28 protein-coding genes are annotated in these 24563 nt (G+C 68.4%); 18 read left to right on the forward strand and 10 right to left on the reverse strand.

Features of this window, described 5'->3' with window-relative positions; all coding sequences use genetic code 11:
• The first annotated feature begins 35 nt into the window (after positions 1-35).
• Both U742_RS0109710 and U742_RS0109715 read left to right on the forward strand, forming a co-directional pair.
• A complete protein-coding gene (locus U742_RS0109710) occupies positions 36-251 on the forward strand; it encodes a cold-shock protein (RefSeq protein ID WP_029352449.1) in 216 nt (71 codons plus the stop codon).
• A gap of 111 nt (positions 252-362) precedes the next feature.
• A complete protein-coding gene (locus U742_RS0109715; RefSeq protein WP_029352450.1) occupies positions 363-971 on the forward strand; it encodes a glutathione S-transferase family protein in 609 nt (202 codons plus the stop codon).
• An 85-nt stretch (positions 972-1056) separates the two neighbouring features.
• Here U742_RS0109715 and U742_RS0109720 read toward each other — a convergent pair whose 3' ends face one another.
• Complete coding sequence (locus U742_RS0109720) at positions 1057-1827, reverse strand: outer membrane protein (RefSeq protein ID WP_029352451.1); 771 nt, start codon at positions 1825-1827, stop codon at positions 1057-1059.
• Between the two features lie 241 nt (positions 1828-2068).
• Between U742_RS0109720 and U742_RS0109725 the strand changes: the two genes are divergently transcribed.
• Positions 2069-2338, forward strand: coding sequence for a hypothetical protein (locus U742_RS0109725; RefSeq protein ID WP_029352453.1), 270 nt, complete (start codon positions 2069-2071; stop codon positions 2336-2338).
• 14 nt (positions 2339-2352) lie between these two features.
• Here U742_RS0109725 and U742_RS0109730 read toward each other — a convergent pair whose 3' ends face one another.
• Positions 2353-2997 carry an outer membrane protein gene (locus tag U742_RS0109730; protein WP_029352455.1) on the reverse strand — a complete coding sequence of 215 codons (645 nt, stop codon included), beginning with the start codon at positions 2995-2997 and terminating at the stop codon, positions 2353-2355.
• Between the two features lie 430 nt (positions 2998-3427).
• Here U742_RS0109730 and U742_RS0109735 point away from each other — a divergent pair, with 430 nt between their 5' ends.
• The gene (locus U742_RS0109735) at positions 3428-4225 is read left to right on the forward strand and encodes an SDR family oxidoreductase (protein WP_029352457.1); all 798 of its coding nucleotides are present in this window, start codon (positions 3428-3430) and stop codon (positions 4223-4225) included.
• A 9-nt stretch (positions 4226-4234) separates the two neighbouring features.
• Here the strand turns inward: U742_RS0109735 and U742_RS0109740 are convergent, their stop codons facing one another.
• On the reverse strand, positions 4235-5173 hold the full coding sequence (locus tag U742_RS0109740) for a DMT family transporter (protein ID WP_029352459.1): 939 nt from the start codon (positions 5171-5173) through the stop codon (positions 4235-4237).
• A gap of 429 nt (positions 5174-5602) precedes the next feature.
• Between U742_RS0109740 and U742_RS0109745 the strand changes: the two genes are divergently transcribed.
• The 5 genes from U742_RS0109745 (at position 5603) to U742_RS0109765 (ending at position 10329) form a co-directional block, all read left to right on the forward strand.
• A complete protein-coding gene (locus U742_RS0109745) occupies positions 5603-6628 on the forward strand; it encodes an aldo/keto reductase (RefSeq protein WP_029352461.1) in 1026 nt (341 codons plus the stop codon).
• Positions 6629-6888: 260 nt separating this feature from the next.
• Entirely contained in the window at positions 6889-8826 is a 1938-nt protein-coding gene (gene uvrC / locus U742_RS0109750; protein WP_348981013.1) for an excinuclease ABC subunit UvrC, read from the forward strand.
• Between the two features lie 110 nt (positions 8827-8936).
• Positions 8937-9578, forward strand: coding sequence for a CDP-diacylglycerol--glycerol-3-phosphate 3-phosphatidyltransferase (pgsA, locus tag U742_RS0109755; protein WP_081852930.1), 642 nt, complete (start codon positions 8937-8939; stop codon positions 9576-9578).
• The gene (gene moaD, locus U742_RS0109760; protein WP_029352467.1) at positions 9575-9826 is read left to right on the forward strand and encodes a molybdopterin converting factor subunit 1; all 252 of its coding nucleotides are present in this window, start codon (positions 9575-9577) and stop codon (positions 9824-9826) included. Before pgsA ends, moaD begins: the two co-directional genes overlap by 4 nt.
• A gap of 5 nt (positions 9827-9831) precedes the next feature.
• On the forward strand, positions 9832-10329 hold the full coding sequence (locus U742_RS0109765; protein WP_029352469.1) for a molybdenum cofactor biosynthesis protein MoaE: 498 nt from the start codon (positions 9832-9834) through the stop codon (positions 10327-10329).
• A gap of 54 nt (positions 10330-10383) precedes the next feature.
• On the opposite strand, the gene U742_RS0109770 is transcribed toward U742_RS0109765, so the two are convergent.
• Entirely contained in the window at positions 10384-11271 is an 888-nt protein-coding gene (locus U742_RS0109770; protein ID WP_029352471.1) for a branched-chain amino acid aminotransferase, read from the reverse strand.
• 246 nt (positions 11272-11517) lie between these two features.
• Here U742_RS0109770 and U742_RS0109775 point away from each other — a divergent pair, with 246 nt between their 5' ends.
• Genes U742_RS0109775 through U742_RS0109790 form a run of 4 tightly spaced genes read left to right on the forward strand, consistent with a single transcriptional unit; the run spans position 11518 to position 15178 of the window.
• The gene (locus tag U742_RS0109775) at positions 11518-12129 is read left to right on the forward strand and encodes a MarR family winged helix-turn-helix transcriptional regulator (protein ID WP_051661073.1); all 612 of its coding nucleotides are present in this window, start codon (positions 11518-11520) and stop codon (positions 12127-12129) included.
• A gap of 11 nt (positions 12130-12140) precedes the next feature.
• Positions 12141-12872, forward strand: coding sequence for a response regulator (locus tag U742_RS0109780; protein ID WP_029352475.1), 732 nt, complete (start codon positions 12141-12143; stop codon positions 12870-12872).
• 38 nt (positions 12873-12910) lie between these two features.
• Entirely contained in the window at positions 12911-14398 is a 1488-nt protein-coding gene (locus U742_RS0109785; protein ID WP_248310319.1) for an ATP-binding protein, read from the forward strand.
• Positions 14399-14410: 12 nt separating this feature from the next.
• Positions 14411-15178 carry a bestrophin-like domain gene (locus tag U742_RS0109790; RefSeq protein WP_029352478.1) on the forward strand — a complete coding sequence of 256 codons (768 nt, stop codon included), beginning with the start codon at positions 14411-14413 and terminating at the stop codon, positions 15176-15178.
• A gap of 28 nt (positions 15179-15206) precedes the next feature.
• Here the strand turns inward: U742_RS0109790 and U742_RS0109795 are convergent, their stop codons facing one another.
• The 6 genes from U742_RS0109795 to U742_RS0109820 all read right to left on the reverse strand — a co-directional run bounded on the left by U742_RS0109795 (position 15207) and on the right by U742_RS0109820 (position 19645).
• Entirely contained in the window at positions 15207-15560 is a 354-nt protein-coding gene (locus U742_RS0109795; RefSeq protein WP_029352480.1) for a tRNA-binding protein, read from the reverse strand.
• A 22-nt stretch (positions 15561-15582) separates the two neighbouring features.
• A complete protein-coding gene (locus U742_RS0109800) occupies positions 15583-16308 on the reverse strand; it encodes a TetR/AcrR family transcriptional regulator (protein ID WP_156034188.1) in 726 nt (241 codons plus the stop codon).
• Between the two features lie 332 nt (positions 16309-16640).
• Positions 16641-17465 (reverse strand): pyrroline-5-carboxylate reductase, encoded by an 825-nt coding sequence (gene proC / locus U742_RS0109805; RefSeq protein ID WP_029352487.1) that lies wholly within the window; start codon positions 17463-17465, stop codon positions 16641-16643.
• 90 nt (positions 17466-17555) lie between these two features.
• Complete coding sequence (locus U742_RS0109810) at positions 17556-18053, reverse strand: type III secretion system chaperone family protein (RefSeq protein ID WP_029352489.1); 498 nt, start codon at positions 18051-18053, stop codon at positions 17556-17558.
• Positions 18054-18301: 248 nt separating this feature from the next.
• The gene (locus tag U742_RS0109815; RefSeq protein WP_029352491.1) at positions 18302-18583 is read right to left on the reverse strand and encodes an accessory factor UbiK family protein; all 282 of its coding nucleotides are present in this window, start codon (positions 18581-18583) and stop codon (positions 18302-18304) included.
• Between the two features lie 126 nt (positions 18584-18709).
• A complete protein-coding gene (locus tag U742_RS0109820) occupies positions 18710-19645 on the reverse strand; it encodes an AraC family transcriptional regulator (RefSeq protein ID WP_051661015.1) in 936 nt (311 codons plus the stop codon).
• 96 nt (positions 19646-19741) lie between these two features.
• Here U742_RS0109820 and U742_RS0109825 point away from each other — a divergent pair, with 96 nt between their 5' ends.
• From U742_RS0109825 to U742_RS0109845, 5 genes are all read left to right on the forward strand, one after another.
• A complete protein-coding gene (locus U742_RS0109825) occupies positions 19742-20488 on the forward strand; it encodes an SDR family oxidoreductase (protein ID WP_029352494.1) in 747 nt (248 codons plus the stop codon).
• Between the two features lie 149 nt (positions 20489-20637).
• Positions 20638-21468 carry a prolipoprotein diacylglyceryl transferase gene (lgt, locus tag U742_RS0109830; RefSeq protein WP_029352496.1) on the forward strand — a complete coding sequence of 277 codons (831 nt, stop codon included), beginning with the start codon at positions 20638-20640 and terminating at the stop codon, positions 21466-21468.
• Entirely contained in the window at positions 21465-22592 is a 1128-nt protein-coding gene (locus U742_RS0109835; protein ID WP_029352498.1) for a class I SAM-dependent methyltransferase, read from the forward strand. The genes lgt and U742_RS0109835 overlap by 4 nt, the downstream gene beginning before the upstream one ends.
• The gene (pgeF, locus tag U742_RS0109840; protein ID WP_029352500.1) at positions 22589-23350 is read left to right on the forward strand and encodes a peptidoglycan editing factor PgeF; all 762 of its coding nucleotides are present in this window, start codon (positions 22589-22591) and stop codon (positions 23348-23350) included. The genes U742_RS0109835 and pgeF overlap by 4 nt, the downstream gene beginning before the upstream one ends.
• Before the next feature lie 25 nt (positions 23351-23375).
• Positions 23376-24527, forward strand: a complete 1152-nt coding sequence (locus tag U742_RS0109845) for a M24 family metallopeptidase (RefSeq protein ID WP_029352502.1) — start codon at positions 23376-23378, stop codon at positions 24525-24527.
• The last annotated feature ends 36 nt before the right edge of the window (positions 24528-24563 follow it).

Raw genomic sequence — 24563 nt, forward strand, 5'->3', positions numbered from 1 at the left:
TGGGAGCCACCTGTGGCGTGAAGGAGCAGGACGCGATGGCGATGACGGGTACCGTCAAATTCTTCAACACGGAAAAGGGCTACGGCTTCATTCGCCCGGATGACGGCGGGCGCGACGTCTTCGTGCATGTCTCCGCCGTCACACGTTCCGGCCTCGGCACGCTCGCCGAAGGGCAGCGGGTGAGCTTCGAGGTGGAACCGGACAAGCGCGGCAAGGGGCCCAAGGCGGTCGACCTGCAGACGGCCGACTGATAAGCACGGAGCCCGTTGGTGGCGGCGCGGCGCGCCACCGGCTGCCATCCGCCGCCATCTTCCGGGCGCGTAAGGGACGGCCTTCCGCACGCGCCGCAGATGGCGGATTTCATGCAACTGCGTTCCTCCCCTGCCTCGCCGTTCGGACGCAAGGTCAAGATCGGCGCGGCCCTGTGCGGCGTCGCCCTCGACATCGTCTGGGCCGACACCTCCGATCCCGGCGATTCGCTGCGCAGCCAGAACCCGCTCGGCAAGATCCCGGCGCTGCTGCGCGAGGGCAAGGCGCCGGTCTTCGATTCCCCCGTGATCCTCGAATTCCTCGACATCGAGGCCGGCGGCGGATGCATCATCCCCGCCGCGGGCGAAGCGCGGATCGCCGCCCTCACCCAGCAGGCGCTGGCCGACGGCATCATGGATGCCGCGCTTTTGCAGGTCTACGAGGTCCGCCACCGCGCCGAGAACGAGCGCAGCCCGAAATGGGTGGAGAACCAGGCCGGCAAGGTGACGCGCGGGCTTGATGCCTTCGCCGCCGCGCTGCCGGCGCGCGGTGGGGTGAGCGCCCCGGCCCATGTCGGCGAGATCGGGCTCGCCTGCGCGCTCGGCTATCTCGACCTGCGCTTCGCCGGAGCCTGGCGCGCCGGCTATCCCGTCCTCGTCGACTGGCTGGCCGATTTCGCCGCGCGCGTGCCTGCTTTCGAGGCAACCCGCCCGCCGGCGTGAGGCGCCGGAAAACAAAAGGCCCGGGCGGACCGGCCCGGGCCTTCGACGTGCGCCTCCCCTTGGCGAACGCCAGATGCAGTGAACCTCAGAACTTGTAGTTCACGCCGACCTTCAGCGTCTGGATGCTGAAGTCGAGGTCGCTGCTGTTGAAAAGCTGGTCGAAATTGGTCGCGCCGAGATCCGAGTAGATGTACTCGGCCTTGAGCGTCCAGTGGTCGGTGACGGCATATTCGACGCCGGCGCCGATCGCCCAGCCCCAATAGGTCTCGCTCTCCGACCCCTGGTACCAGCCGAGCTGCGGGCCGCCCGAGAGGTCGACGGTGCCGTTGCCGGAGACCTCGACATTCGCCCAGGCGAGACCGCCGGTGATGTAGGGCAGGAAGCGGTCGGCGGCGTAGCCGAGGCGGGCGCGGACGGTGCCGAAGGTGTCGATCTTCGCCGTGGCGGTGGCGTTGTAGGTGTCGGTGATGCCCGGCAGCACCGCGCCATAGCCAAAGCTGAAGGTGTCCTTCATGTCGGCGAACATGACGTCCGCTTCGATGCCGAGCACGACGTTGTTGTAGAATTGGTAGTTGTAGCCGGCCTGCAGGCCGCCGAACCAGCCGTCCGGCTCCATCGAGCCCGAGGTGTAGGTGTTGATGTAGGAATCGTAGCCCGGCACGTAATAGGGGCCGACGCCGTCGACACTGGTCCAGCCATAGCCGACCGAGCCGCCGATGTAGAAGCCGGTCCAGGTGAAGACCGGCACCACCGCCACGATCGGCGCCTTGACCGGATAGGAGAGATCGGCCGCCATGGCCGGCGCGGCCGAGAGCGCGACGGCGAGGGCGGTGCCGCTCAGAAGCTTGCGAACCATGACTGGCACTCCGCGTGAAGAACTGCATTCTTCATACGCGAATGACCTAAAGACATCTATGGCATAAAAGTCACAGCGAAGATCGCCATATACACTCTCAAGACGAGATAATGTATATACTGGTTAATAACTTGATAAAATACTTAAATCGGCAATCGATTCAATTTTAATCAAATCCGACCAATCGCCAACATGGTTAAAAACCCGCTAATCCAACAGCTTAGCGGTGAGAATAGGCGAGATGTGCACGGGTTTTGCCGCTCATCACGAGGAGCGCCGCACGCCCGGAAGCCGCAACGGGCACCGCATTTTCTTTGAGCGGATGACGTGGCAATACAGCCGGCGCCGTCACGCCGGACAACAGAAGGGTCACGCGGCCGCTCTCATGGAGCAGAAGGAGGGCGCGCGCCCGGTGGGCACCCAGCCCGCCGCAGCGGTCGGCCCCTCCGCGGCCCGAAAACAGTTCGGCGGAAACGGCATCGCCGTTCCCGCCGAAAGGCTCGTACTCTGATACGCTCAGGAAGATCAGAACTTGTAGTTCAGACCAGCGCGCAGGACGTTGGCGGTGAGGCCGGCATCCGCGCCGATGCTGTCGTAGTACTCGTCGCCGAAATCCATGTAGAGGTATTCGGCCTTGGCGGTCCAGTTCGGCGCGAAGCCCCACTCGACACCACCGCCGACGGTCCAGCCGACATGGGTCTTGTCGGAGGTGAAGCCGTCATACTTGATCTCGTTGTGGCCCCAGGCGAGACCGCCGGTCACGTAGGGCAGCACGTTGTCGAACGCGTAGCCGAGGCGGGCGCGCACCGTGCCGAAATAGTCCATCTTGGAACGGACGCCATAGAAGTCGTCGTTATCCTTGAAATCCGAACCCTGGATGTCGGCCTCGGCGCCCAGCACGACATTGTTGCCGAACTGGTAGTTCACGCCGATCTGGCCACCGGCCAGCCAGCCGTCCGGATCGATGCCGAGGTCATCCGTCAGGCCGGAGCCGCTGCCCCAGCCATAGCCGGCGTTCACGCCGAGATAGAAGCCGGTCCAGTTGAAGGCCGGGGCGATGATGGCCGCCGGAGCCTTGGTCGGATAGGGCTGGGACATATCGGCGGCGAAGGCCGGGGCCGCAGCGAGGAGCGCCGCCGCCGCAATGCCAGTGCCAATGATCTTCTTCATAGGTGTGGTCTCCGACGATACTGCAACTATACAACTACGCAGTCGCGAGATTGGATAGAGGTCGAGCTTGGCAGGTCGAAGGCAGGATTGCGGCAGATAGTACATAATTGGTGCCCTATTCGCCCCTCACAGCCGTGTGAATTAACCGGCCGGGACTTTGCAGGTGCATGATTCGTGGAGGTATCCGCCGCGCTCTTTAACCATGAATGCCAGCAACAATTTCGCCACGATTCATTGCGCGATGACGAACACCTGTGTCGTACATATCACAGATTCCCGATTACTTACGTACCGTAATAGGCGCCGGGCGGCTGGAATACGCGCCGGCATGGACCCCGGAATCTGTCAAGATCGCCCTGTCCGCCCCTGAATCCGGTCCGCCGCGGGTTCGCGGCTGGACGCCTGCCGCAATTGCGGGCATCACACGCCGATGCCCTCGCCCGACGCCACACATCCTTCCCCGCGGCAGGTCGCCCTCGTCACCGGCGGCGGCGTGCGGATCGGCCGCGCCATAGCCTGCGCGCTGGCCGGGGCCGGCTACGACGTCGCGATCCACCTGCGCCGCCCACCGACCGGCGAGACGCAGGCGCAGGCCGACGCGCTGCTCGCCGAGGTCGCCGCCTGTGGCGGCCGGGGCGCCCTCGTCCATGCCGAGCTCGCCGACGCGTCCGCCGTCGCCGGGCTGCTGCCGGCGGCGGAGGCCGCTCTCGGCCCGGTGACGCTGCTCGTCAACAACGCCTCCGAATTCCACGATGACGGCATCGGCCATCTCGACGCGGCGGTCTGGGACCGCCAGTTCGCGGTCAATCTGCGCGCGCCGGTCTTCCTTGCCGAGGCACTGGCGGCACGACTGACGGAGGGTGCGAATGCAGCAGTGGTCAATATTATTGACCAGAGGGTATTGAAGCCGACGCCGCGCTTCCTCTCCTACAGCCTCGCCAAGAGCGGCCTGTGGGCGGCCACCCGCCTGCTTGCCCAGGCGCTCGCCCCGCGCGTGCGGGTCAACGCGGTGGCGCCGGGCCCGACCATGCGCAGCGCCCGCCAGAGCGAGGAGGATTTCGCCGCGCAGAACGCGGCCATGCCGCTGGGGCGCGGCGCGAGCCCGGAGGAGGTCGCGGACGCCGTGCTGTTCCTCGCGCGCGCCACCAGCGTCACCGGCCAGATGATCGCGGTCGACGGCGGCCAGCACATCGGCTGGCAGACGCCGGACACCTTCGTGATCGAATAGCGGACAGGCTCAGCGCCGGCTGTCCGCCAGCGTGAACCAGCCGACGCTCACCATCACCAGCACCGCGCCAGCGATCTCGGCGGGCGTCACGCTCTCGCCGAGCACAAGGACCGCCAGCACCATGGTGGCGACCGGGCTCACCGTGCCGATGGTGGCGTTGGCCTGCGCCGAGATGCGCTGCAGCGCCGCGTTCATCAGGAAGGTCGGCAGCACGGTGGCGCCGATGGCGATGGCGACCGACAGCGCGAAAAGGCGCGGCGAAACCAGCAGCGCCGAGAACGGCCGAATGGCGGCGAACTGCAACAGCGAGGCGAAGGCCGCCGCGCTCATGGCGATGCAGGTGAACAGCCACGACGATCCGATCCTTCCGATCAGGTCGCGGGCCATGAGCTGGTAGAGCGCGAAGCTCATAGCCGCCATCATGACGAAGCCCGAGCCGCGCGCGACGTCGACACCCGCCACCGAGAAGTTCTGCAGGAAGATCAGCGCCAGGCCGGCATAGCTGACGAGAAACGCCAGCAGCGCCCGAGGCCGGATCGGCTGGCGAAACAGCAGCGCGCCGAACAGCACGGTGAACAGCGGATAGGTGAACAGGATCAGCCGTTCGAACGAGGCCGAGATGTACTGTAGGCCGAGAAAGTCGACATAGCTGGAGAACCAGTAGCCGAGCGCACCGACCCCCATCGCCTGCAGCACCAGCCCACGCGGCGGCAGCTCCAGCGCCCTGGCCCGCATGCCGCGTGCCGCCAGCACCCCGATCACGATGTAGAAGGGCAGCGAGAGCCCCATGCGCAGGGCGAGCAGCGTCTCCGCGTCGATTCCCTCGGCATAGGCGAGCTTGATGATCACGCCCTTGGCCGAGAACAGGATCGCGCCGGCCGCGCCGAGCGCATAGCCGGTCATTGGCAGGCGCGCCGGGGCCTCCCGTTCGTCCTGAGCCGTCGTCATTGCCGTTCCTTGTGTCGGAAGCAGGCGGAGCGTCGCGCGCTGGAGGGAAACCGGCATCGCGAGCCCCGCGTGCCGGTGGAGAGGTCGATCGGATTGATCAGCCGCCCCCACCGCTACGCGTGGTAGCGGTAAGCGTAAGGCCTCGCCAGTGGCGGGCCGGGATGCGGCTGGAAACGATCATGATGCCGCCGGATTAGCACCGCGGAACAGCACCGGCAATGCGTACCGTAGGGTCAGACGAACAGGCTGCCCCTGTTCGGCGGCGCCGGCGACACCTATCTGCAGGAGAGGTCCCCCGATGGACCTGCTTCCTTCCTTTGCGCCTCAGGCGCCTTTCATCCTTCCGACCCCCGCCTTTCGCGAGGGCCGCGTTCCTCTCCCGGGCGGCGGCGCGCGGCGTCCTGCCCTGCACGATCACAGGATCACGGCATGCGCTACAAGACACTCGGCAATACCGGCCTCCTCGTCTCCGAAATCTGCCTCGGCACCATGACCTTCGGCGGCAAGGGCTTCTGGACCGCCATCGGCACCCTCGACCAGTCCGTGGCGGACGACATCGTCGCCCGCTCGCTCGACGCCGGCGTCAATTTCATCGACACGGCGGACGTCTATTCGGAAGGTGTCTCCGAGGAGATCACCGGCGCGGCGATGCGCAATTCCGGCCGGCCGCGCACGGACGTCGTGCTGGCGACCAAGGTCTATGGTTCGGTCGGCAGCGGCGGCCCCAATGACCGCGGCGCCTCGCGCGGCCATATCATGGATGGCGTCAAGGCCAGCCTGAAGCGGCTCGGCACCGACTATATCGACCTCTACCAGATCCACGGCCTCGACACGCTGACCCCGATCGAGGAGACGCTGCGGGCGCTCGACGATCTCGTCCGGCAGGGTCATGTCCGCTATGTCGGCGTATCGAACTGGTCGGCCTGGACGCTCATGAAGGCGCTAGGCCTCGCCGACCGGCACGGCTGGACCCGGCCGGTGACGCTGCAGGCCTACTACACCATCGCCGGCCGCGACCTCGAGCGGGAGATCGCCCCGTTGCTCGAGGCCGAGAAGCTCGGCCTGATGGTGTGGAGCCCGCTCGCCGGCGGTCTGCTCTCCGGCAAATATGACCGCGAGGGCAGCGGCCCGCAGGGCTCGCGCCGCGCCAGCTTCGACTTCCCGCCGGTGGACCGCGAGCGCGCCTTCGACTGCATCGACGCCATGCGCCCGATCGCGCAGGCGCATGGCGTCTCAGTGGCGCGCGTGGCGCTCGCCTATGTGCTGGCCAAGCCCTTCGTGATGTCGGTCATCATCGGCGCCAAGAATGTCGAGCAGCTCGACGACAACCTCGCGGCGACCGGCCTCGTGCTGTCGCCGGAGGAGATCGCCACGCTCGACGCGGTGAGCGCCCTGCCCCGCGAATATCCGGGCTGGATGATCGAGCGGCAGTCGGAAGGCCGCCGCATCGGCTGATCCGGCATCGCATCCAACCTCGCGGCGGCGGCCCCTGTTCGCCGCCGCCGCGAATCCCTATTTTGCCGCGCATGACATCCCGCCGGACCATCGACGCCCCCGAGCTCGACGACGATCTCGCCGAGACCGAGGACGAGGCGCTTCCCCTCGCCGAGGACCTCGCCGACAGCACCCTGCCGAGCGCCGGCTCGATCGCTTCGGGCCGCGAGGCGATCCTGCGCGCGGTGAAGCACGCACCCTCCGGTGCCGGCGTCTACCGCATGCTGGGTACCGACGGCGCCGTGCTCTATGTCGGCAAGGCGAAGAGCATCAAGAAGCGCATCATCGCCTATACGCGCCCGACCGGCCTGACCAACCGCATCGCCCGCATGGTCGCCGCCACCGCCGAGATGGAATTCGTCTCGACCGGCACCGAGACCGAGGCGCTGCTGCTGGAGGCCAACCTCATCAAGCAGTTGAAGCCGCGCTTCAACGTGCTGCTGCGCGACGACAAGTCGTTCCCCTACATCCTCATCACCCGCGACCACGCGGCGCCGCAGATCACCAAGCATCGCGGCGCGCACTCGCGGCCGGGCGACTATTACGGCCCCTTCGCCTCGGTCTGGGCGGTGAACCGCACCATCAACGCGCTGCAGAAGGCGTTCCTGGTGCGCTCCTGCACGGACAGCTTCTACGAAGCGCGCACCCGGCCTTGCCTGCTGTTCCAGATCAAGCGCTGCTCCGGCCCCTGCACCGGCGAGATCTCGCACACCGACTACGCCGCCCTGGCGCAGGAGGCGCGCGACTTCCTCTCCGGCCGCAGCCGCGCGGTGAAGGAGCACATGGCGCGCGAGATGGAGGAGGCCGCCGAGACGCTGGAATTCGAACGCGCCGCCGCCCTGCGCGACCGTCTCGCCGCGCTCTCTGCCGTGCAGGGCACGCAGGGCATCAACCCGCGCTCGGTCGAGGAGGCGGACGTCTTTGCCCTGCATCAGGAGGGCGGCGCGACCTGCGTGCAGGTGTTCTTCTTCCGCACCGGGCAGAACTGGGGCAACCGCGCCTATTATCCGCGCGCCGACCGCGCGCTGGAGCCGGCCGAGGTGCTCTCCTCCTTCCTCGCCCAGTTCTACGAGGACAAGCCCTGCCCGCGCCTGATCCTGCTCAGCCACGCGGTGGAGGATGCCGAGCTCCTGACCGAGGCGCTCTCCGCCCATGCCGGCCACCGCGTCGAGATCGCCGTGCCGCAGCGGGGCGAGAAGCGCGAACTGGTCGAGCACGCCTTGCAGAACGCGCGCGAGGCGCTTGGCCGCAAGCTCGCCGAAAGCGCCAGCCAGGCCCGCCTGCTGGATGAATTGGCCCGCGCCTTCGAGCTGCCGCGCCCGCCGCGCCGCATCGAGGTCTACGACAACAGCCACATCATGGGCACCAATGCCGTGGGCGGCATGATCGTCGCGGGGCCCGAGGGCTTCGCCAAGAGCCAGTACCGCAAGTTCAACATCAAGTCGGCCGATCTCGCCCCCGGCGACGACTACGGCATGATGCGCGAGGTTCTCCGCCGCCGCTTCTCGCGGCTGATGCGCGAGGCGCCGCGGGCCGACTCACCTCTCCCCGTCGTGGAGAGGTCGACGGCGCCGCCGTCGGGTGAGGGGGAAGCAACCTTGCTTGCCCCCGCCCCCTCACCCCACCCCTCTCTCCACCGGGGAGAGGGAGAGGAAGCGCGCAACGACGACACCGCCGAGGCCTTCCGCGAGACCCCCGAAGGCTGGCCCGACCTGGTGCTGATCGACGGCGGCGCCGGGCAGCTCAAGGCCGCCGCCGACACGCTCGCCGAGCTCGGCATCGCCGACGTGCCGCTCGTCGGCGTCGCCAAAGGGCCGGACCGCGACGCCGGCCGCGAGACCTTCTTCATGGCGGGACGCGCGCCGTTCCGGCTGGAGCCGCGCGACCCCGTGCTCTATTTCGTGCAACGCCTGCGCGACGAGGCGCACCGCTTCGCCATCGGCTCGCACCGCGCGCGGCGCAAGAAGGACATCGCGCAATCCGGCCTGCAGGAGATCGCCGGCATCGGCCCCACCCGCAAGCGCGCGCTGCTGCGCCATTTCGGGACGCTGAAGGCGATCGAGCGTGCCTCGCTCACCGATCTCGAGGGCGCGCCCGGCATCAATGCTGCAACCGCACGCGCGGTCTACGACTTCTTCCATGCAAGGTCGGGCGGATGATCGCCGGGCCTGGATACCACAGGCCATGCCGGCCACGAGCGATCGTCAAGCTTTGGATTGACGCCGGCCCCCCGGATGGCTACCTCGGGTGCATTGGAGCCTGACACTTCATGGTCGACGCAACCTCCAGTCGAAACGTCGCGCCGGAGCCCGCAGTGGCGAAGCGGGGGCATGCCTTCGCCCTGCCGAACCTGCTGACCTATGGCCGCTGCGCCGCCGTCCCGCTGCTCGCCGCCTGCCTGTTCTGGTCCGACATCCTCGCCGGCGGGCTCTGGTTGCGCTGGGTGGCGGTCGGCCTCTACATCGCCGCCGCCATCACCGACTTCTTCGATGGCTACCTCGCCCGCGCCTGGCAGCAGCAATCGGCGATCGGGCGCATGCTCGATCCCATCGCCGACAAGCTTCTGGTCTCCACCGCGCTCTTGATGATGGCCTCCGACGGCACCATCCGCGGCTGGTCGCTCTGGGCCGCAATCGTCATATTGTGCCGCGAGATTCTGGTCTCGGGCCTGCGCGAGTTCCTCGCCGAGCTGCGCGTCAGCGTGCCGGTGACCCAGCTCGCCAAGTGGAAGACCACCTTCCAGCTCGTCGCCGTCGGCGTGCTGCTGGCCGGCCCCGCCGCCGACAGGCTGCTGCCCGGCACCACGCTCGCCGGCATCGTGCTCTTGTGGATCTCCGCGATCCTCACACTTTATACGGGGTGGGACTATTTCCGGGCCGGCGCCCGCCACCTCATCGAGGACGACGCGTGAAGCTTCTCTATTTCGCCTGGGTGCGCGAGCGCGTCGGGCTGGATTGCGAGAACGTCGATCCGCCCGCCGGCGTCGGCACCGTCGCCGAGCTGGCAGCCTGGCTCGCCGCGCGCGGCGAGGGCTATGCCCATGCCTTCGAGAACCCAAAGGTGGTGCGCGCCGCCATCGACCGGCGCCACGCGCGCCCCGACAGCCCGCTCGCCGGCGCCAGGGAAATCGCCTTCTTCCCGCCGATGACGGGGGGCTGAGCGCCATGGCCGCGCCTTTCACCGTGCGCATCCAGGCCGAGGATTTCGACGCGGCGGCCGACGCGGCGGCGCTCACGTGTGGGCGCACCGATATCGGTGCCGTCGTCACCTTCACCGGCCTGTGCCGTGCCGATGCCGGCCACCCCGACGGTGCCCTCACGGCGCTGACGCTGGAACATTATCCCGGCATGGCGGAGGAGGAGATCGGCCGCCTCGTCGAGGAGGCGCGGCAGCGCTGGCCGCTCGACGGCGCGCTGGTGGTCCACCGCTTCGGGCGCATCGTGCCGGGCGAGAACATCGTGCTGGTGGTCACCGCCTCCGTCCATCGCGGCGCTGCCTTCGCCGCAGCCGAGTTCCTGATGGATTGGCTGAAGACCAGCGCGCCGTTCTGGAAGCAGGAAGAACGCGCCGGCACGCCGGGCCGCTGGGTCGAGGCGAAGGACCTCGACGATGACGCCGCCGCGCGCTGGGCGCCCCCTGCCCGTCCCGACGCCGCCGAATGAAAAAAGGCCGCCTCGAAGGCGGCCTTTCACTTTGGCGTTTCGACGAGGCCGGCCTCAGGCCGCCGCCTTCTTCGGCTGCACCTCGGCCATGTAATCGTCGAACAGGATCTTGGTGACCGGGCCCGGCTGGAAATGCGTGCCGGCGATCTCCGAGACCGGCGTCACCTCGGCGGCGGTGCCGGTGATGAAGCACTCGTCGAACGTCGCCAGTTCCTCCGGCATGATCGCCCGCTCGTGCACCGCGATGCCGCGCCGCTTGGCCAGCTCGATCACCGTCTGGCGGGTGATGCCGTTGAGGAACGCATCCGCCAGCGGCGTGTGGATAGCGCCGTCCTTCACGAAGAAGACGTTGGCGCCGGTGCACTCGGCCACCTGGCCGCGCCAGTCCAGCATCAGCGCGTCAGCGAAGCCCTCGCGCTCGGCGGCGTGCTTGGAGATGGTGCAGATCATGTAGAGGCCGGCCGCCTTCGAGGTCGAGGGCGCGGTCTGCGGATCGGGGCGGCGATACTTCGCCATGCCGATGCGGATGCCCTTCAGCCGCTGCGCCGGGTCGAAATAGCTCGGCCACTCCCACGCCGCGATGGCGAGGTGGATCTGGTTGTGCTGCGCCGAGACGCCCATCATGTCCGAGCCGCGCCACGCCACCGGGCGCAGATAGGCGTCCTTGAACTTCTGCTTCGCCAGGATCTCGCGGCAGGCCGCGTTGATCTCGGCCTCGCTGTAGGGGATCTCGAAATCGAGCAGGCGGGCGCTCTCCTTGAGGCGCGCCGTGTGCTCCTCGAGCTTGAAGATCTCCCCGCCATAGGCGCGCTCGCCCTCGAACACGCAACTGCCATAGTGCAGGCCGTGCGTGAGCACATGCACCTTGGCGTCCGTCCACGGCACGATCGCACCGTCGTACCAGATCCAGCCGTCGCGTTTGTCGAAGGGTTCGCCTGCCATGATCGTATCTCCATACCGAGCAGCCGCCGGTCCGGCGCGTCAGCCCGCCTTGCAAATAGGCACCGCCCCGAGGAACTGCATGCGCCGATTGCACATGTTTTGCCTCGCGGCCCAAGTCCCGTTATCGTTCGCCGCCTGGTTGGGCGAGCAGAATCCGATGCCAACGAGGGGTTCCGCCGGCCGATGCCGAACGATCCTTTCGTTGTGCGGGACATCTCGGTAACGATCGAAACGAAAAAAGTCAACATGGCTGACATAAATGTCTCGACCCCTCCCCGCTCCGGAGAGGCGGAACTGCCGGCCCAGACACGCCAGGGCACCGCGCCCGCGGCCGACCCTATGGTCGACCTGATCGAGCTTTTGTTCTTTGCCTACAGGAACTTCGTAAGCGACCCCGACGACATTCTGCAACGCTTCGGCTTCGGCCGCGCGCATCACCGCGTGCTGCACTTCGTGAATCGCCACCCAGGCATGCGCGTGACGGACCTCCTGGACATCCTGCGCATCACCAAGCAGAGCCTCGGGCGCGTGCTGCGCGAGCTCGTCGACCAGGGCTTCATCGACAGCCGCGCCGGCTCCTCCGACCGCCGCCAGCGCCTGCTCTACCTCACCCCCAAGGGCGAGACGCTGGCCCGCGACTTCGTCGCCCTGCAGTCGCGGCGCATCGAGCGGGCACTCGCCGAATGCGGCGGCGGCGACGCGCGGGAGAATGCGCGCCGCTTCCTCGTCTCGATGATCGATCCCGAGGACCGCGGGCCGATCGAGAAGCTCATCGCCCGGGCCGACCGCGCTGCCGAGGAAAGCGCGCGCCGCGCCGCGATGCCCGGCATCGCGCCGCGCCCGCGCGGGCTCGGCTGAGGAGACGCGCCATGCTCGAATCCAGCCCGACCGTCCAGAAGCCCGCGCGCAAGCCGCTGCCGGACGATGCCCCGCATCTGATGATCGTCGACGACGACCGGCGCATCCGCGACCTGCTCTCGCGCTTCCTGAGCGAGCGCGGCTACCGCGTCACCACCGCCGCCTCGGCGGCGGAGGCGCGCACGCGGATGACCGGCTTCGCCTTCGACCTGCTGATCCTCGACGTGATGATGCCGGGCGAGAGCGGCTTCGACCTCGCTCGCGCGGTCCGCACCGAATCCACCGTGCCGATCCTCATGCTCACCGCGCGCGCCGAGCTGGAGGACCGCATCGAGGGGCTCGAGATCGGCGCCGACGACTATCTGCCGAAGCCCTTCGAGCCGCGCGAGTTGCTGCTGCGCATCGGAAACATATTGAAGCGCTCGGCGACGCCGCCGCGCCAGGCGATCGAAAGCGTGCGCTTCGGCTCCTTCCTGTTCCATCTGGAGCGTGGCGAGCTGACCAGCGAGGGCGAGCCGGTGCGCCTCACCGACCGCGAGCGCGAGATGCTGCGCGTGCTCGCCGAGCGGCCGGGCGATACCGTGCCGCGCCAGGCGCTGGTGGCGCCGGGCGCCAATGCCGGCGACCGCGCCGTCGACGTGCAGGTGAACCGCCTGCGCCGCAAGATCGAGCGCGACCCGGCCAATCCGGCCTTCCTGCAGACCGTGCGCGGCATCGGCTACCGGCTGGTCGTCACGCCGTGACGGCACGCTGACGAGGCGCTGGGCGAGGTGATGACGAAGTGAGCCTGCTCGACAGCTTCCGTTTCGAGGGGACGCTCGCGCGCCTGCGCGGCATGCAGGACCGGCTGCGCCCGCGCGCGGACTGGCTGCGGCCCGTCCGGGAGGCGCTCCGCCCGGTCGGGGAGCGGCTGAGCCCCGTCGCCGAGCACATCCGCCGGCAGAACGAGCGCTTCGGAGCCTGGTTCAACCGCGTCATGCCGAAGGGCCTCTATGCCCGCTCGCTGATCATCATCGTGACGCCGATGGTGATCCTGCAATCGGTGCTGGCCTTCGTCTTCATGGAGCGGCACTACAACACCGTCACGCGCCGCCTCTCCGCCGCAGTGTCGCAGGACGTGACCGCCATCGTCGATCTCGCCACCACCTTCCCCGATCCCGCCGACCGCGAGAAGATCCGCCAGATCGTGCAGGACCGCATGGGCCTGTCGGTCGACATACTGCCCGGCGAGCGGCTGCCGCCGCCCGGCCCGAAGCCGTTCTTCTCGATCCTCGATTCGAACTTCACCGGCGAGCTCGGCAAGCGCATGCGCCGGCCGTTCTGGACCGACACGGTGGGCAATTCGAACCTGATCGAGGTGCGCGTCCAGCTCGACGATTCGGTGCTCCGCATCTTCGCCCGGCGCAGCCAGGCCTATCTCTCGAACTCGCACATCTTCCTGGTCTGGATGGTCGGCACCTCGCTGGTGCTGCTCGCCGTCGCCATCCTGTTCCTGCGCAACCAGATCAAGCCGATCGAGGCGCTCGCCGACGCCGCCGAAGCCTTCGGCAAGGGCCGCGAGGCCGCCGGCTTCCGCCCGCGCGGGGCGCGCGAGGTGCGCCGCGCCGCGCACGCCTTCATCGAGATGAAGCGGCGCATCGAGCGGCAGATCGAGCAGCGCACCATCATGCTCGCCGGCGTCAGCCACGACATGCGCACCATCCTCACCCGCTTCAAGCTGGAGCTCGCTCTGCTCGACGACGGCTCCGAGGTGGATGCGCTGCGCAAGGACGTCGACGAGCTGCAGAGCATGCTGGAGGCCTATCTCGCCTTCGCCCGCGACGACAATGGCGAGGTGCCGGTCGAGGTCGACGTCGCCGCCATGCTCGACGACATCCGCTTCAACGCCGAGCGCCACGGCGCCAGCGCGAATGCCAGCTTCCGCGGCCCGCCGCTGGTCACCATCCGCGCCGACGCCTTTCGCCGCTGTATCTCCAACCTCGTGGCCAATGCCTGGCGCCACGGGCAGCATGTCGAGATCGCCGGCGCCCGCGACGCCCGCTGGCTGATCGTCACCGTCGACGACGACGGCCCCGGCATCCCGCCCGAGCAGCGCGACGAGGTGTTCCGCCCCTTCCTGCGGCTCGACGATGCCCGCAACCAGGATGCCGGCGGCTCCGGCCTCGGCCTGACCATTGCGCGCGACGCCGCCCGCGCCCATGGTGGCGACATCACCCTCGGCGACAGCCCGCTCGGCGGATTGCGCGCCACCGTCCGCATTCCCGTCTGAGAACCCGAGCCGATGCTCACCGACTGGCAACTTCTCGCCGTGCTGACCGGCGGAACCGTGGTGCTGTGCCTTTCGACCTATGCGATCGCCCGGCTGTTCCTGTCGCGGCACGGCGACGAACACACCAGCCCGCTCTCCAAATCCATCCTCGATCGCATCGCCACGCTGCTGTCGCTGATCCTCGCGCTGGTCTTCGCGCAGGAGTTCCTGAACTACAACGAGACCCGCGCCGCGGTGGACCGCGAGGGCACGCTGCTGAGCAACACCTATTTCGATCTCAAGCGCTACGATCCGGTCGAGACGCTGCAGATGCAGCAGGATCTCGTCGCCTACGCGACCAGCGTCATTGTCAACGAATGGCCGATCCTGGGCCGCGAGCACCATCTCGACGAGACGACGTGGCAGTTGCGCGAGAACGTCTATCTCGGCGCGCTCGACCTGAAGCCCGCGAACGACCGCCAGAAGGACCTGCGCGACCGCATCGTCCGCTCGATGATGCAGCTCGGCGACGAACGCGACAAGCGCGGCTACGCCGCCGCGCGCGGCGTCGGGCCGGCCTTCTGGATCGTCTCCTTCGTCGGCATCTTCCTGGTCTCGATGCTGTTCTTCGTGGTGCCGCCGACGGCGATCAACGTCGCCGTGGTCACCGTCTTCGCGTTCTATACGGGCATCGTCCTGGCGCTGATCGGCGCCTATGCCGACCCGTTCCAGCGGCCGGGCTACATCCCGCCCGCGCCGATCGAGGCCTTCCTCAGCCAGGTCGAGCGCGGGGTGCGGTGAGAGGGCGGCCCGAGCAGGATCGCCGCCCTCAGAACAGCCGCGCGCCGTTCGGCACCTCGCGGTCGGGGGCGAACAGCACGACCTCGCCATCCTCGTCGGGGAAGCCGAGGGTGAGCACCTCGGACATGACCGGCCCGATCTGGCGCGGCGGGAAGTTCACCACCGCCGCCACCTGCCGACCGACAAGATCCTCCGGCGCATAATGCGCGGTGATCTGCGCTGTGGACTTCTTCACGCCGACATGCGGTCCGAAGTCGATGATCAGCTTGATCGCCGGCTTGCGGGCCTCGGGAAACGGTTCGGCCTGGATGATCGTGCCGACCCGCACGTCCACCTTCAGGAAATCGCCGAAGGCGATGGTCTCAAGCGGTGCGAGGCTCACACCCGTCCTCCCTTTGTGGATTTCAGGCCGCGACCGGCGCTTCGGGCTCGGCGTCGGAGGAGGTACGCCGCGAACCGCGTCTGCCGCAAGTGGCAAGACGGCAGACATCGTGGAGTAGCCCGAGGGCGCGCTCGCCCTTGGCGAGCTCGCCGTCGAGCGCCGCCATGGTGCGGGCGAGGCCCGGGTCGTCGTCATCGACGAAGGTTCGCAGCACCTTGGTGAACACCACCACCAGCCCCTGCGCGCGCACCGCGCCGCCGAGGCCCGACGTGTCGATACCGGCCTCGGCAAGCATCCATTGCTGCGAGCGCACCGACAGCCGGTTGAGGCCGAGCGCCAGCAGCGGATTGCGCTTCGCCGATTTGGCCAGCGAGCGGATCACCGCCTTGTAGGGGGCCAGCGCGTCGAGCCGGCGCATCAGTACGTCGAACAGCCGGTCACGCGCGGGCTGGTCGTCCATATCGCCGCCGCCGGCGCTCAGCACCTTGGTGTCGGTCCGCTTGATGAAGGCGGCGAGCATGTCGAAGGTCGAGCCATAGGCGGCGCGCAGCTCGCCGAGCGGGACGCCGGCGCGCTGCGCTACCTCCGACAGGCTGATGGTCTCGAACCCCTTCTCGGCCAGCAGCGCGAGGAAGGCGTCGAGGATGAGCACGCGGGAATCGGCAGGCGCCGTCGTGTCCTTGGCCGCCGTGTTCTTCGCCTTGCCGGAGCGTGTGGAAGGGGACCGTGCCGAGGGAGAACGTGCCATGGAAGCCTCCTGTGCCGGGCGTTTCCCTCAAGTTAGGGCGCCCGGCCCGGGAAAAGAAGGGGCGCGGGCGAGATTGGCGAGCAGCCGGAGGTTGGAAGCCAGCATCGGCGCGCTGCCATCTTGAGAGCCCGACGCTATTGCGCCGTCATCCTGAAGTGCGAGCGTGAGCTCGCCTCGAAGGATGGGCGCCCAGGCGCGCGAGACGAACATCCTTCGAGGCCCGGCCATTGGCCGGACGCCTCAGGATGACGGCGTCGATGGATGGGACCGAGCTTCGGGCAGGCCCGTCGCATGACGCTGAATGATCAGCGTTTGAGACAGGGCCGCCCCACTCAGCCCGCCAGCTCGCGCGAGCGACTGGCAGCGGCGGCGACCGCCTCGACCAGCAGCGGGCCGAAACCCCGTTCCTCGTCCATGAGCACGGCGAGCGCCGCCGCGGTCGTGCCCTTGGGCGAGGTCACGTTCTGGCGTAGCGTCGCTGGGTCTATCCCCGAGCGCAGCATCAGCTCACCGGCGCCCGCCACCGTGGCGCGGGCCAGCCGGTCGGCCATGTCGGCCGGCAGCCCGGCCGCCGCGCCGGCTTTCGCAAGCTCCTCGGCGAGCAGGAAGACATAGGCCGGCCCGGAGCCGGAGACGGCGGTGGCAACGTCGATCAGCGCCTCGTCATCCACCCATTCCACGCCGCCGGTGGCGCGCAGCAGCGAGTCGGCGAGGCCGAGCTGGCCCTCGCTCACTGCCGCGTTCGGCACCGCGACGGTGATGCCGCGCCCGATCGCCGCCGGCGTGTTGGGAATGGAGCGCACCACCGCCGTGCCCGGCGCGAAGGCCGCCTCGAGGAAGCCGAGCGTGCGCCCGGCCATCACCGAGACGATGAGCGTGTCCGGCCCGGCGAGCGGGGCGACGCGGGCGAGCACGTCGGTCGCCACCTGCGGCTTCACCGCGAGCAGGAGCACGGCCGGCGGGCCGCCGTTCAGGGGATTGAGAGGTATGGAATGGCGCTCCAGCAGCGCCAGCACCTCGGGCGGCGGGCCGGGATCGATCACCGCGGCTTTCGCCGGATCGAGCCCGAGGCCGAGCCAGCCCTCCAGCATGGCACCGCCCATCTTGCCAGCGCCGACGAGGATGACGCGGCCGGGAATATCGGAAAGCTCAGGCATGGCAGACCCCGCTGACGACGGCGCCGCACCTTTCCGATCAGGTCGCGTGCCCGATCGGAAAGCCGGCTGCCGTCCGACACATCGCGCCGGTCACGCCTCGCCGATGGTCTCGAACAGGGTCGCGTCCATCGCCTCGCGCGCCGACTTGCCAGCCCATACGACGAACTGGAACGCGGGGAAATAGCGTTCCACTGCCTCCACCGCCGACTCCATCAGCACTTCGCACTGGCGGTCGGTGGCTTCGGCATCAGCGAGCAGCAACGCATGGCGGAACATGATCACGCCCTCCTTCGACCAGAGGTCGAAATGGCCGATCCACATCTGCTCGTTGATCAGCGCGAGGAGGCGCAGCACCTCGGTCTTGCGCTTCTCCGGCACCTTGAGGTCGAAGGCGCAGGCGATGTGCAGCGCCTCCACCTCGTCCATCCACTGGAAGGAGACGTGGCAATCGGTCCAGCGCCCTTCCAGTGAAATGGTGATCTCGTCCTCGGCCGAACGCTCGAACGACCATTCGTTCACCGCCGCCATGCGCTCGACGAGATCGAGCGGATTGAGGCGGGTCTCAGTCTCGAATTCTGTATAGGTCATGCTCGACCTCGCGAGGGAAGGCGCGGGGAGGGTCGAACGCACGCAACGCGGTCGGCGGAGCGAGAGGATTGAACGGCCAATCGAATCACTACGTTGAACACTATATTGCGCAGATTCATTACCTCGCTACGACCGTGTGCGGCATGAAGGGAACATGACCGGCCCGGTCAGGTGTGGCGGGATTCGCAGGAGCGCGGCAAGCGTCCCGGAAAGCGGATGCGGCGGCGTCCACAAGGGATCGGATGCGCTCAGCTCGCGGCCCCGAGTTTGTCGGCTTCGAGCTTGGCAAGACGGGTCTCGACCTCGGCGAGGCGGGCGGAGAGCCGCTCGTTCTCCTCGCGGGCCGCGACGGCGAGGTCCTTCACCGTGTCGAACTCCTCGCGCGTCACCACGTCGAGCTCGCGCAGCAGCCGCTCAGCCTGGGCGCGCATGACGGTCTCTGCCTCGCGGCGGACGCCGGTTGCGACGCCGGCGGCGTCATTCACCAGTCGGGCGAACTCGTCGAAGATGCGGCCTGTGGTCTGGGTCATGTCACTTCTCCCGGCGTGAGGCGCTCGGCGTATCTCTAAATTGCGCGGCCACTACCCCGTTTAAAACAATGGGGCGCGTACTGGTAGTCTGCAAGTGCAGCGCAAAATTTGGCGCGCGACGCGACCTCACTGGGAATCTTGTGCAGGCGGCGAACGCGGACCCGCCCTGTTGGCGCGCGCATAGGCCGCCGGCGAAACGCCGACCTGTCGTGAGAACGCGACGCTGAACGTGCTCGCCGATCCGTACCCCACCCGCTCGGCGACGTCGGCTATGCCCACGGCTTCCCGGCGCAGCAGGTCCTTGGCGATCGCCATGCGCCACGCCAGCAGATACTCCATCGGGGCCAGGCCGACAGCGTGTCTGAACCGCTCGAAGAACATGGAGCGGGAAAGGCCGGCCTCCCGCGCCATCTGCTCCACCGTCCACGGCGCGGTCGGCTGCTCGTGCATCCTCCTCAGCGCGCTCGCCAGCCGCTCGTCGGAGAGCCCGCGCACCAGGCCCGGCGAAGCCGCCGGGCCGCTCACCGAGCGCAGCGCCTCGATCAGCAGCACTTGCAGCAGATGCGCGAGGACGATGTCACGCGCCGGCCGCCGCTGGCGCGCCTCGTCGTCGATCAGTTGCACGAGGGCGGCAAGCCGCGTCTCGCCCTGGACTTGGACGAGTTCGGGCAGCAGCGAGACCAGCAGCGCGGCGTCCGGCGAGCCGAAATCGCAATAGCCGACAACCATGCGCAGTTCGACGGGCCCGTCCAGTTGCCCGAGCCTGAACTCGCTAGGCCCGACCTGCACGGGCATCACTTCACCATCGCCCGGCGGGGGCGGCCTTAGGCTGGAGGTCGAAAACTCATAGGCGGCGGGAACGAGAATGAAATCGCCTCGCCCAAGCTCCATCGTCTCGCGCCCGTGAACGCTCAGGAGACAGCCCCCTTCAAGGATAACAGCATAGAACGGGCGGCCCGCCTCCGAACGGCTGATGCGCCAGACCCCAGCGGCATTCACCACCTTTGAGAACGAGGCACTGGGTTGCAGCAGCGTGACGATTTCGGCGAGCGGATCTGTCATTTCCGGACTATCGCTAATGAATAACGGACTTACGATGATACAAAGTCCTAAGCTGCCTATCTAGATAAAACTCCTCGATACGTCGCAGGAGCTGATATGAAAACCGTTCTCATCACAGGCTGCTCGTCCGGGTTCGGCCTCGAGACCGCCCGCACTTTCCTCGACCGCGACTGGAACGTCGTCGCCACGATGCGCAATCCGCGCGCGGTCAATCTTCCTTCGACCGACCGGCTTCGCATCGTCGCCCTCGACGTGACCGACGCGGAAAGCATCCGTCGGGCCGTCGAAGCCGCGGGCGACATCGATGTGCTCGTGAACAATGCCGGCCTCGGCCTGTTTAACGCTCTCGAAGGCACGCCGATGGACGAGGTACGCTCGATCTTCGAGATCAACACCTTCGGCCCGATGGCGATGATGCAGGCCGTGTTGCCGCAGTTCAGGGCGCGCAAATCCGGGGTGATCGTCAACGTCTCCTCCAGCGTCACGTTGAAGCCGCTGCATCTTCTTTCCGTCTACACCGCCAGCAAGACCGCGCTGAACGGGTTCAGCGCGAGCGTGGCGCTGGAACTGGAACCATTCGGCGTCAGGGTGCGCACAGTCCTTCCCGGCCGCGCGCCGGAAACCCGGTTCGCCGAAAACGCCGCTGCCCGCAATCCGATCGCCGGCATTCCCGAGGCTTATGCCGGGATCGCCCAGAGCGTCTTCGCGGCTTGGCAGCAACAGCCGGCCAACGAGGTCACCCACGCCGCCGACGTGGCGGAAGCGATCTGGCGCGCGGCCACCGATCCTTCCTGCCCGATGCGGTTGCCCGCCGGTGCGGATGCGGTGGCGCTCGCCGCCTGAGACCGGAAAACGGGGTCGGCGGACCATCATAGGCTCCGCCGCCTCTCGGGGCCTTGATCCCGTCACGCGACGCAGGCAAGACGGCACAGGAAGACCGTGCATCGGCGCGGTCGACCTCGTGGCAAGCCTGCCGCGCCTGGGATTGATCGATGCCGCTTCTTGCCCTGCCCTTTCCCAACATCGACCCGATCCTGATCGAGCTCGGCCCCTTCGCCATCCGCTGGTATGCGCTGGCCTATGTCGCCGGCCTGCTGCTCGGCTGGTGGCTGGCCAAGCGGCTCTGCGCCGAAGGCGCGCTGTGGGGCGGGCGCTCGCCCATTCCGCCGGAGGCCTTCGACGACGCGGTGGTGTGGATCGCCTTCGGCGTCATCCTCGGCGGGCGTATCGGCTACGTGCTGTTCTACAACCTCACCTATTATGTCGAGCACCCGCTGGAGGCGCTGACCGTCTGGCACGGCGGCATGTCCTTCCATGGCGGCTTCCTCGGCTCGATCCTCGCCATGGGGCTGTTCTGCCGCCGCCGCGAGATTCCCCTGATGTCGATGCTCGACATCGCCGCCGCGGTGGTGCCGATCGGGCTGTTCCTCGGCCGCATCGCCAATTTCATCAATGGCGAGCTGTGGGGCCGCGTCACCGACGTCGCCTGGGGCATCGTCTTCCCGACAGGCGGGCCGCTGCCGCGCCACCCGAGCCAGCTCTACGAGGCGGTGCTGGAAGGCCTCGTCATCTTCATCGTGCTGCAGATCGCCATCCGCCGCGGCGCGCTGGCCCGGCCGGGCCTCGTCGCCGGCCTGTTCGTGCTGCTCTATGGCTGCGCCCGCATCGCGGTCGAATTCGTCCGCGAGCCGGACGCCCAGCTCGGCTATCTGCTCGGCGGCTGGCTGACCATGGGCATGCTGCTCTCCGTGCCGATGCTGCTCGTCGGCCTCGCGCTGATCCTGCGCGCGCGCCGCCGCCCGGCGCTGGCGCTCCAGCCGTGACGACGCCGCTGGCAGCGAGGCTGGCGCGCGACATCGCGGCGACCGGACCGATGACGGTGGCCGACTATATGGAACGCTGCCTGTTCGACCCCGTCGACGGCTACTACACCACCGCCGAGCCCTTCGGCGCCAAGGGCGACTTCGTCACCGCCCCCGAGATCAGCCAGATGTTCGGCGAGCTGATCGGCCTGTGGGCGGCCGACACCTGGACCCGCCTCGGCAGCCCCACCCCCTTCGTCCTCGCCGAGCTCGGGCCGGGGCGCGGCACCATGATGGCCGACATGCTGCGCGCCACGCGCATCGTGCCGGGCTTTCTGGCGGCGGCGCGCATCCATCTCGTGGAAGCCTCGGAGCGCCTTCGCGAGGTGCAGCGGGCGACGCTGAGCAGCGAGCGCATCGCGTGGAAGGTCTCCCTCACCGAGCTGCCCGCCGGCCCGCTGGTCCTTGTCGCCAACGAGTTCTTCGACGCCCTGCCGATCCGCCAGTTCGCGCGCACGCCCGAAGGCATCGCCGAGCGCATGATCGGGCTCGACGGCGAACGCCTCGCCTTCGGCCTGCGCCCCGGCGCGCGGCTTGATGAGGTCGCGCAGGCCCGGCTCGCCGCCGCGTCGGCCGGCGCGATCCTCGAACTCTGCCCCTCGGGGCTCACGATGGCGGCGGAGATCGCCGCCCGCATCGCCCGCGACGGCGGCGCCGCCCTCATCGTCGACTACGGCCATGCCGGCGCGCGCGAGCCAGCCGGCGGCTTCGGCGACACGCTGCAGGGGCTGCGCGCGCACGCCTATGACGATCCGCTGGCGCATCCCGGCACCGCCGACCTCACCGCCCATGTCGATTTCGGCGCCCTCGGCGACGCCGCCCGTGCCGTCGGCGCCCGCGCCTTCGGTCCGGTGGCACAGGGCCTGCTGCTGGAACGGCTCGGACTTTCCACGCGCGCCGCCCGGCTGAAGCGCGACGCGAGCCCCGAGACCGCCGCCACGATCGAGGCGGCCCATGCCCGCCTCGCCGGACCGGGACCGGATGGCATGGGGGAACTCTTCAAGGCGCTCGCTCTGGTGCATCCTGCGCTGGATGCACCCGCGGGATTCGCGCCCGACGAGGAGATGGGGAAAGTCGCCGCATGAAGATCCAGTCGCCCGCTTTGGCCGCGCTGCCGGGCATCAGACATGCCTTTTTCACCCGGCGCGGTGGCGTCTCGCGCGGCATCTACGCCGCGTTAAACGGCGGCACCGGCTCCAACGATCAGCCGGTCTACATCGCCGCCAACCGCGCCCGCATGGCGGCCTCCCTTGGCGTGTCGCCGGAGCGCTTCCTCACCGCCTACCAGATTCACTCGCCCGATTGCCTGAAGGTGGACGGCCCCTGGGCGGAGCGCCCCAGGGCCGACGCCATCGCCACGGCGACGCCGGGCATTGCGGTCACCGTATCGGTCGCCGATTGCGGCCCGATATTGTTTGCCGACCCTGAGGCGCGCGTCGTCGCCGCCGCCCATAGCGGTTGGAAGGGGGCGGTCGGCGGCGTGCTCGACAGCACGGTGAGCCGCATGGAGGAACTCGGCGCAGAGCGCTCCCGCATCGTCGCCGCCATCGGCCCGCTGATCCGCCAGCCGAGCTACGAGGTCGGCCCCGAATTCGTCGCCAATCTCGAAGGGCTCGATCCCGCCAATGCCCGCTTCCTCGCGCCCTCCGCGCGGCCCGGCCACGCCATGTTCGACCTGCCCGGCTACATCACCGGACGGCTCGCGGGGCTCGGCGTCGGCCATGTCGAGGACCTCGGCCTCGACACCTATGCCGACGAGGACCGCTTCTTCAGCTATCGCCGCGCCACCCATCGCGGCGAGCCCGACTACGGGCGCCTGATCGCCGCCATCACCCTCTCCTGACATCAGACGCCATCACGCGAGCACCATGACCCTGCACTTCACGCCGGCCGAATTCGACCGCCGCAAGCAGCGGCTCCTCGCCGAGCTCTCCGAACGCCGCCTCGACGGCCTGCTGATGTTCCAGCAGGAATCGATGTACTGGCTCACTGGCTACGACACCTTCGGCTTCTGCTTCTTCCAGGCGCTGTGGCTCGGTATCGACGGAAGGCTGGCGCTGCTCACCCGTTCCGCGGACCTGAGGCAGGCGCAGCACACCTCGCTGCTGGAAGACATCCGCATCTGGACCGACGGACGCGACGCAAGCCCGCAGCAGCAGCTCCGTGACATGGTGGAGAGCCTCGGGGCCAAAGGCGCGCGCATCGGAGTCGAATATGAGAGCTACGGCCTCACCGCCGCCAATGGCCGCCGACTCGACGCCGTCTTCGAGGGCTTCGCCACGCTCGAGGATGCCTCCGGCCTCGTCGACCGGCTGCGCGCGGTGAAGTCGGCGGCCGAGATCATCTATGTGAAGCAGGCCGGCAAGCTGGCCCTCGCCGCCCGCAAGGCGGCGATCGACCTCATCGCGCCCGGCATCGACGAGGGCGACGTGCTCGCCGCCATGCAGGGCGCCATCTTCAAGGGCGGCGGCGACTATCCGGCCAATGAGTTCATCATAGGCTCGGACCGCGACGCGCTGCTGTGCCGCTACAAGTCCGGCCGCCGGCAGCTCGCCTCCGAGGACCAGATCACCCTCGAATGGGCCGGCGCCTTCCGCCATTACCACGCGGCGATGATGGAGACGGTCATCGTCGGCCCGCCGCGCGACCGGCATCTGGAGCTGTTCGCCGCCGCGAAGCAGGCGATCGAGGCCTGCGCCCACGCCATCGCGCCCGGGCGGACCGCCGGCGACGTCTTCGCCGCCCATGCCCATGTAATGGACGGGCACGGCCTTTCCGAGCACCGGCTCGCCGCCTGCGGCTACTCGCTCGGCGCCAAGTTCACCCCCTCCTGGATGGACCCGCCGATGTTCTATGCGGACAATGGCTGGGTGCTGGAGCCGGGCATGGTGATGTTCGCGCACATGATCCTGATGGACAGCACGACCGAGACGGCCATGTGCCTCGGCCGCACCTTTCTCGTCACCGAGCGCGGCAACGAGCCCGTGACCGACGCCCCGCTGGACCTGATCGTTAATTAGCTTTAACGATTAGCGCGTTACCGGCGACAAAGCGGC

The organism is Allobosea sp. 117, assembly GCF_000702305.1.
Classification (GTDB): Bacteria; Pseudomonadota; Alphaproteobacteria; order Rhizobiales; family Xanthobacteraceae; genus Ancylobacter.

What these genes read in the sequence shown, in the direction of transcription:
- U742_RS0109710 (WP_029352449.1), top strand. Translation starts at nt 36, where the DNA reads ATGGCGATGACGGGTACCGTCAAATTCTTCAACACGGAAAAGGGCTAC.
- U742_RS0109715 (WP_029352450.1), top strand. Translation starts at nt 363, where the DNA reads ATGCAACTGCGTTCCTCCCCTGCCTCGCCGTTCGGACGCAAGGTCAAG.
- U742_RS0109720 (WP_029352451.1), bottom strand. Translation starts at nt 1,827, where the DNA reads ATGGTTCGCAAGCTTCTGAGCGGCACCGCCCTCGCCGTCGCGCTCTCG.
- U742_RS0109725 (WP_029352453.1), top strand. Translation starts at nt 2,069, where the DNA reads ATGTGCACGGGTTTTGCCGCTCATCACGAGGAGCGCCGCACGCCCGGA.
- U742_RS0109730 (WP_029352455.1), bottom strand. Translation starts at nt 2,997, where the DNA reads ATGAAGAAGATCATTGGCACTGGCATTGCGGCGGCGGCGCTCCTCGCT.
- U742_RS0109735 (WP_029352457.1), top strand. Translation starts at nt 3,428, where the DNA reads ATGCCCTCGCCCGACGCCACACATCCTTCCCCGCGGCAGGTCGCCCTC.
- U742_RS0109740 (WP_029352459.1), bottom strand. Translation starts at nt 5,173, where the DNA reads ATGACGACGGCTCAGGACGAACGGGAGGCCCCGGCGCGCCTGCCAATG.
- U742_RS0109745 (WP_029352461.1), top strand. Translation starts at nt 5,603, where the DNA reads ATGCGCTACAAGACACTCGGCAATACCGGCCTCCTCGTCTCCGAAATC.
- uvrC (WP_348981013.1), top strand. Translation starts at nt 6,889, where the DNA reads ATGCTGGGTACCGACGGCGCCGTGCTCTATGTCGGCAAGGCGAAGAGC.
- pgsA (WP_081852930.1), top strand. Translation starts at nt 8,937, where the DNA reads ATGGTCGACGCAACCTCCAGTCGAAACGTCGCGCCGGAGCCCGCAGTG.
- U742_RS0109765 (WP_029352469.1), top strand. Translation starts at nt 9,832, where the DNA reads ATGGCCGCGCCTTTCACCGTGCGCATCCAGGCCGAGGATTTCGACGCG.
- U742_RS0109770 (WP_029352471.1), bottom strand. Translation starts at nt 11,271, where the DNA reads ATGGCAGGCGAACCCTTCGACAAACGCGACGGCTGGATCTGGTACGAC.
- U742_RS0109775 (WP_051661073.1), top strand. Translation starts at nt 11,518, where the DNA reads ATGGCTGACATAAATGTCTCGACCCCTCCCCGCTCCGGAGAGGCGGAA.
- U742_RS0109780 (WP_029352475.1), top strand. Translation starts at nt 12,141, where the DNA reads ATGCTCGAATCCAGCCCGACCGTCCAGAAGCCCGCGCGCAAGCCGCTG.
- U742_RS0109790 (WP_029352478.1), top strand. Translation starts at nt 14,411, where the DNA reads ATGCTCACCGACTGGCAACTTCTCGCCGTGCTGACCGGCGGAACCGTG.
- U742_RS0109800 (WP_156034188.1), bottom strand. Translation starts at nt 16,308, where the DNA reads ATGGCACGTTCTCCCTCGGCACGGTCCCCTTCCACACGCTCCGGCAAG.
- proC (WP_029352487.1), bottom strand. Translation starts at nt 17,465, where the DNA reads ATGCCTGAGCTTTCCGATATTCCCGGCCGCGTCATCCTCGTCGGCGCT.
- U742_RS0109810 (WP_029352489.1), bottom strand. Translation starts at nt 18,053, where the DNA reads ATGACCTATACAGAATTCGAGACTGAGACCCGCCTCAATCCGCTCGAT.
- U742_RS0109815 (WP_029352491.1), bottom strand. Translation starts at nt 18,583, where the DNA reads ATGACCCAGACCACAGGCCGCATCTTCGACGAGTTCGCCCGACTGGTG.
- U742_RS0109820 (WP_051661015.1), bottom strand. Translation starts at nt 19,645, where the DNA reads ATGACAGATCCGCTCGCCGAAATCGTCACGCTGCTGCAACCCAGTGCC.
- U742_RS0109825 (WP_029352494.1), top strand. Translation starts at nt 19,742, where the DNA reads ATGAAAACCGTTCTCATCACAGGCTGCTCGTCCGGGTTCGGCCTCGAG.
- lgt (WP_029352496.1), top strand. Translation starts at nt 20,638, where the DNA reads ATGCCGCTTCTTGCCCTGCCCTTTCCCAACATCGACCCGATCCTGATC.
- pgeF (WP_029352500.1), top strand. Translation starts at nt 22,589, where the DNA reads ATGAAGATCCAGTCGCCCGCTTTGGCCGCGCTGCCGGGCATCAGACAT.
- U742_RS0109845 (WP_029352502.1), top strand. Translation starts at nt 23,376, where the DNA reads ATGACCCTGCACTTCACGCCGGCCGAATTCGACCGCCGCAAGCAGCGG.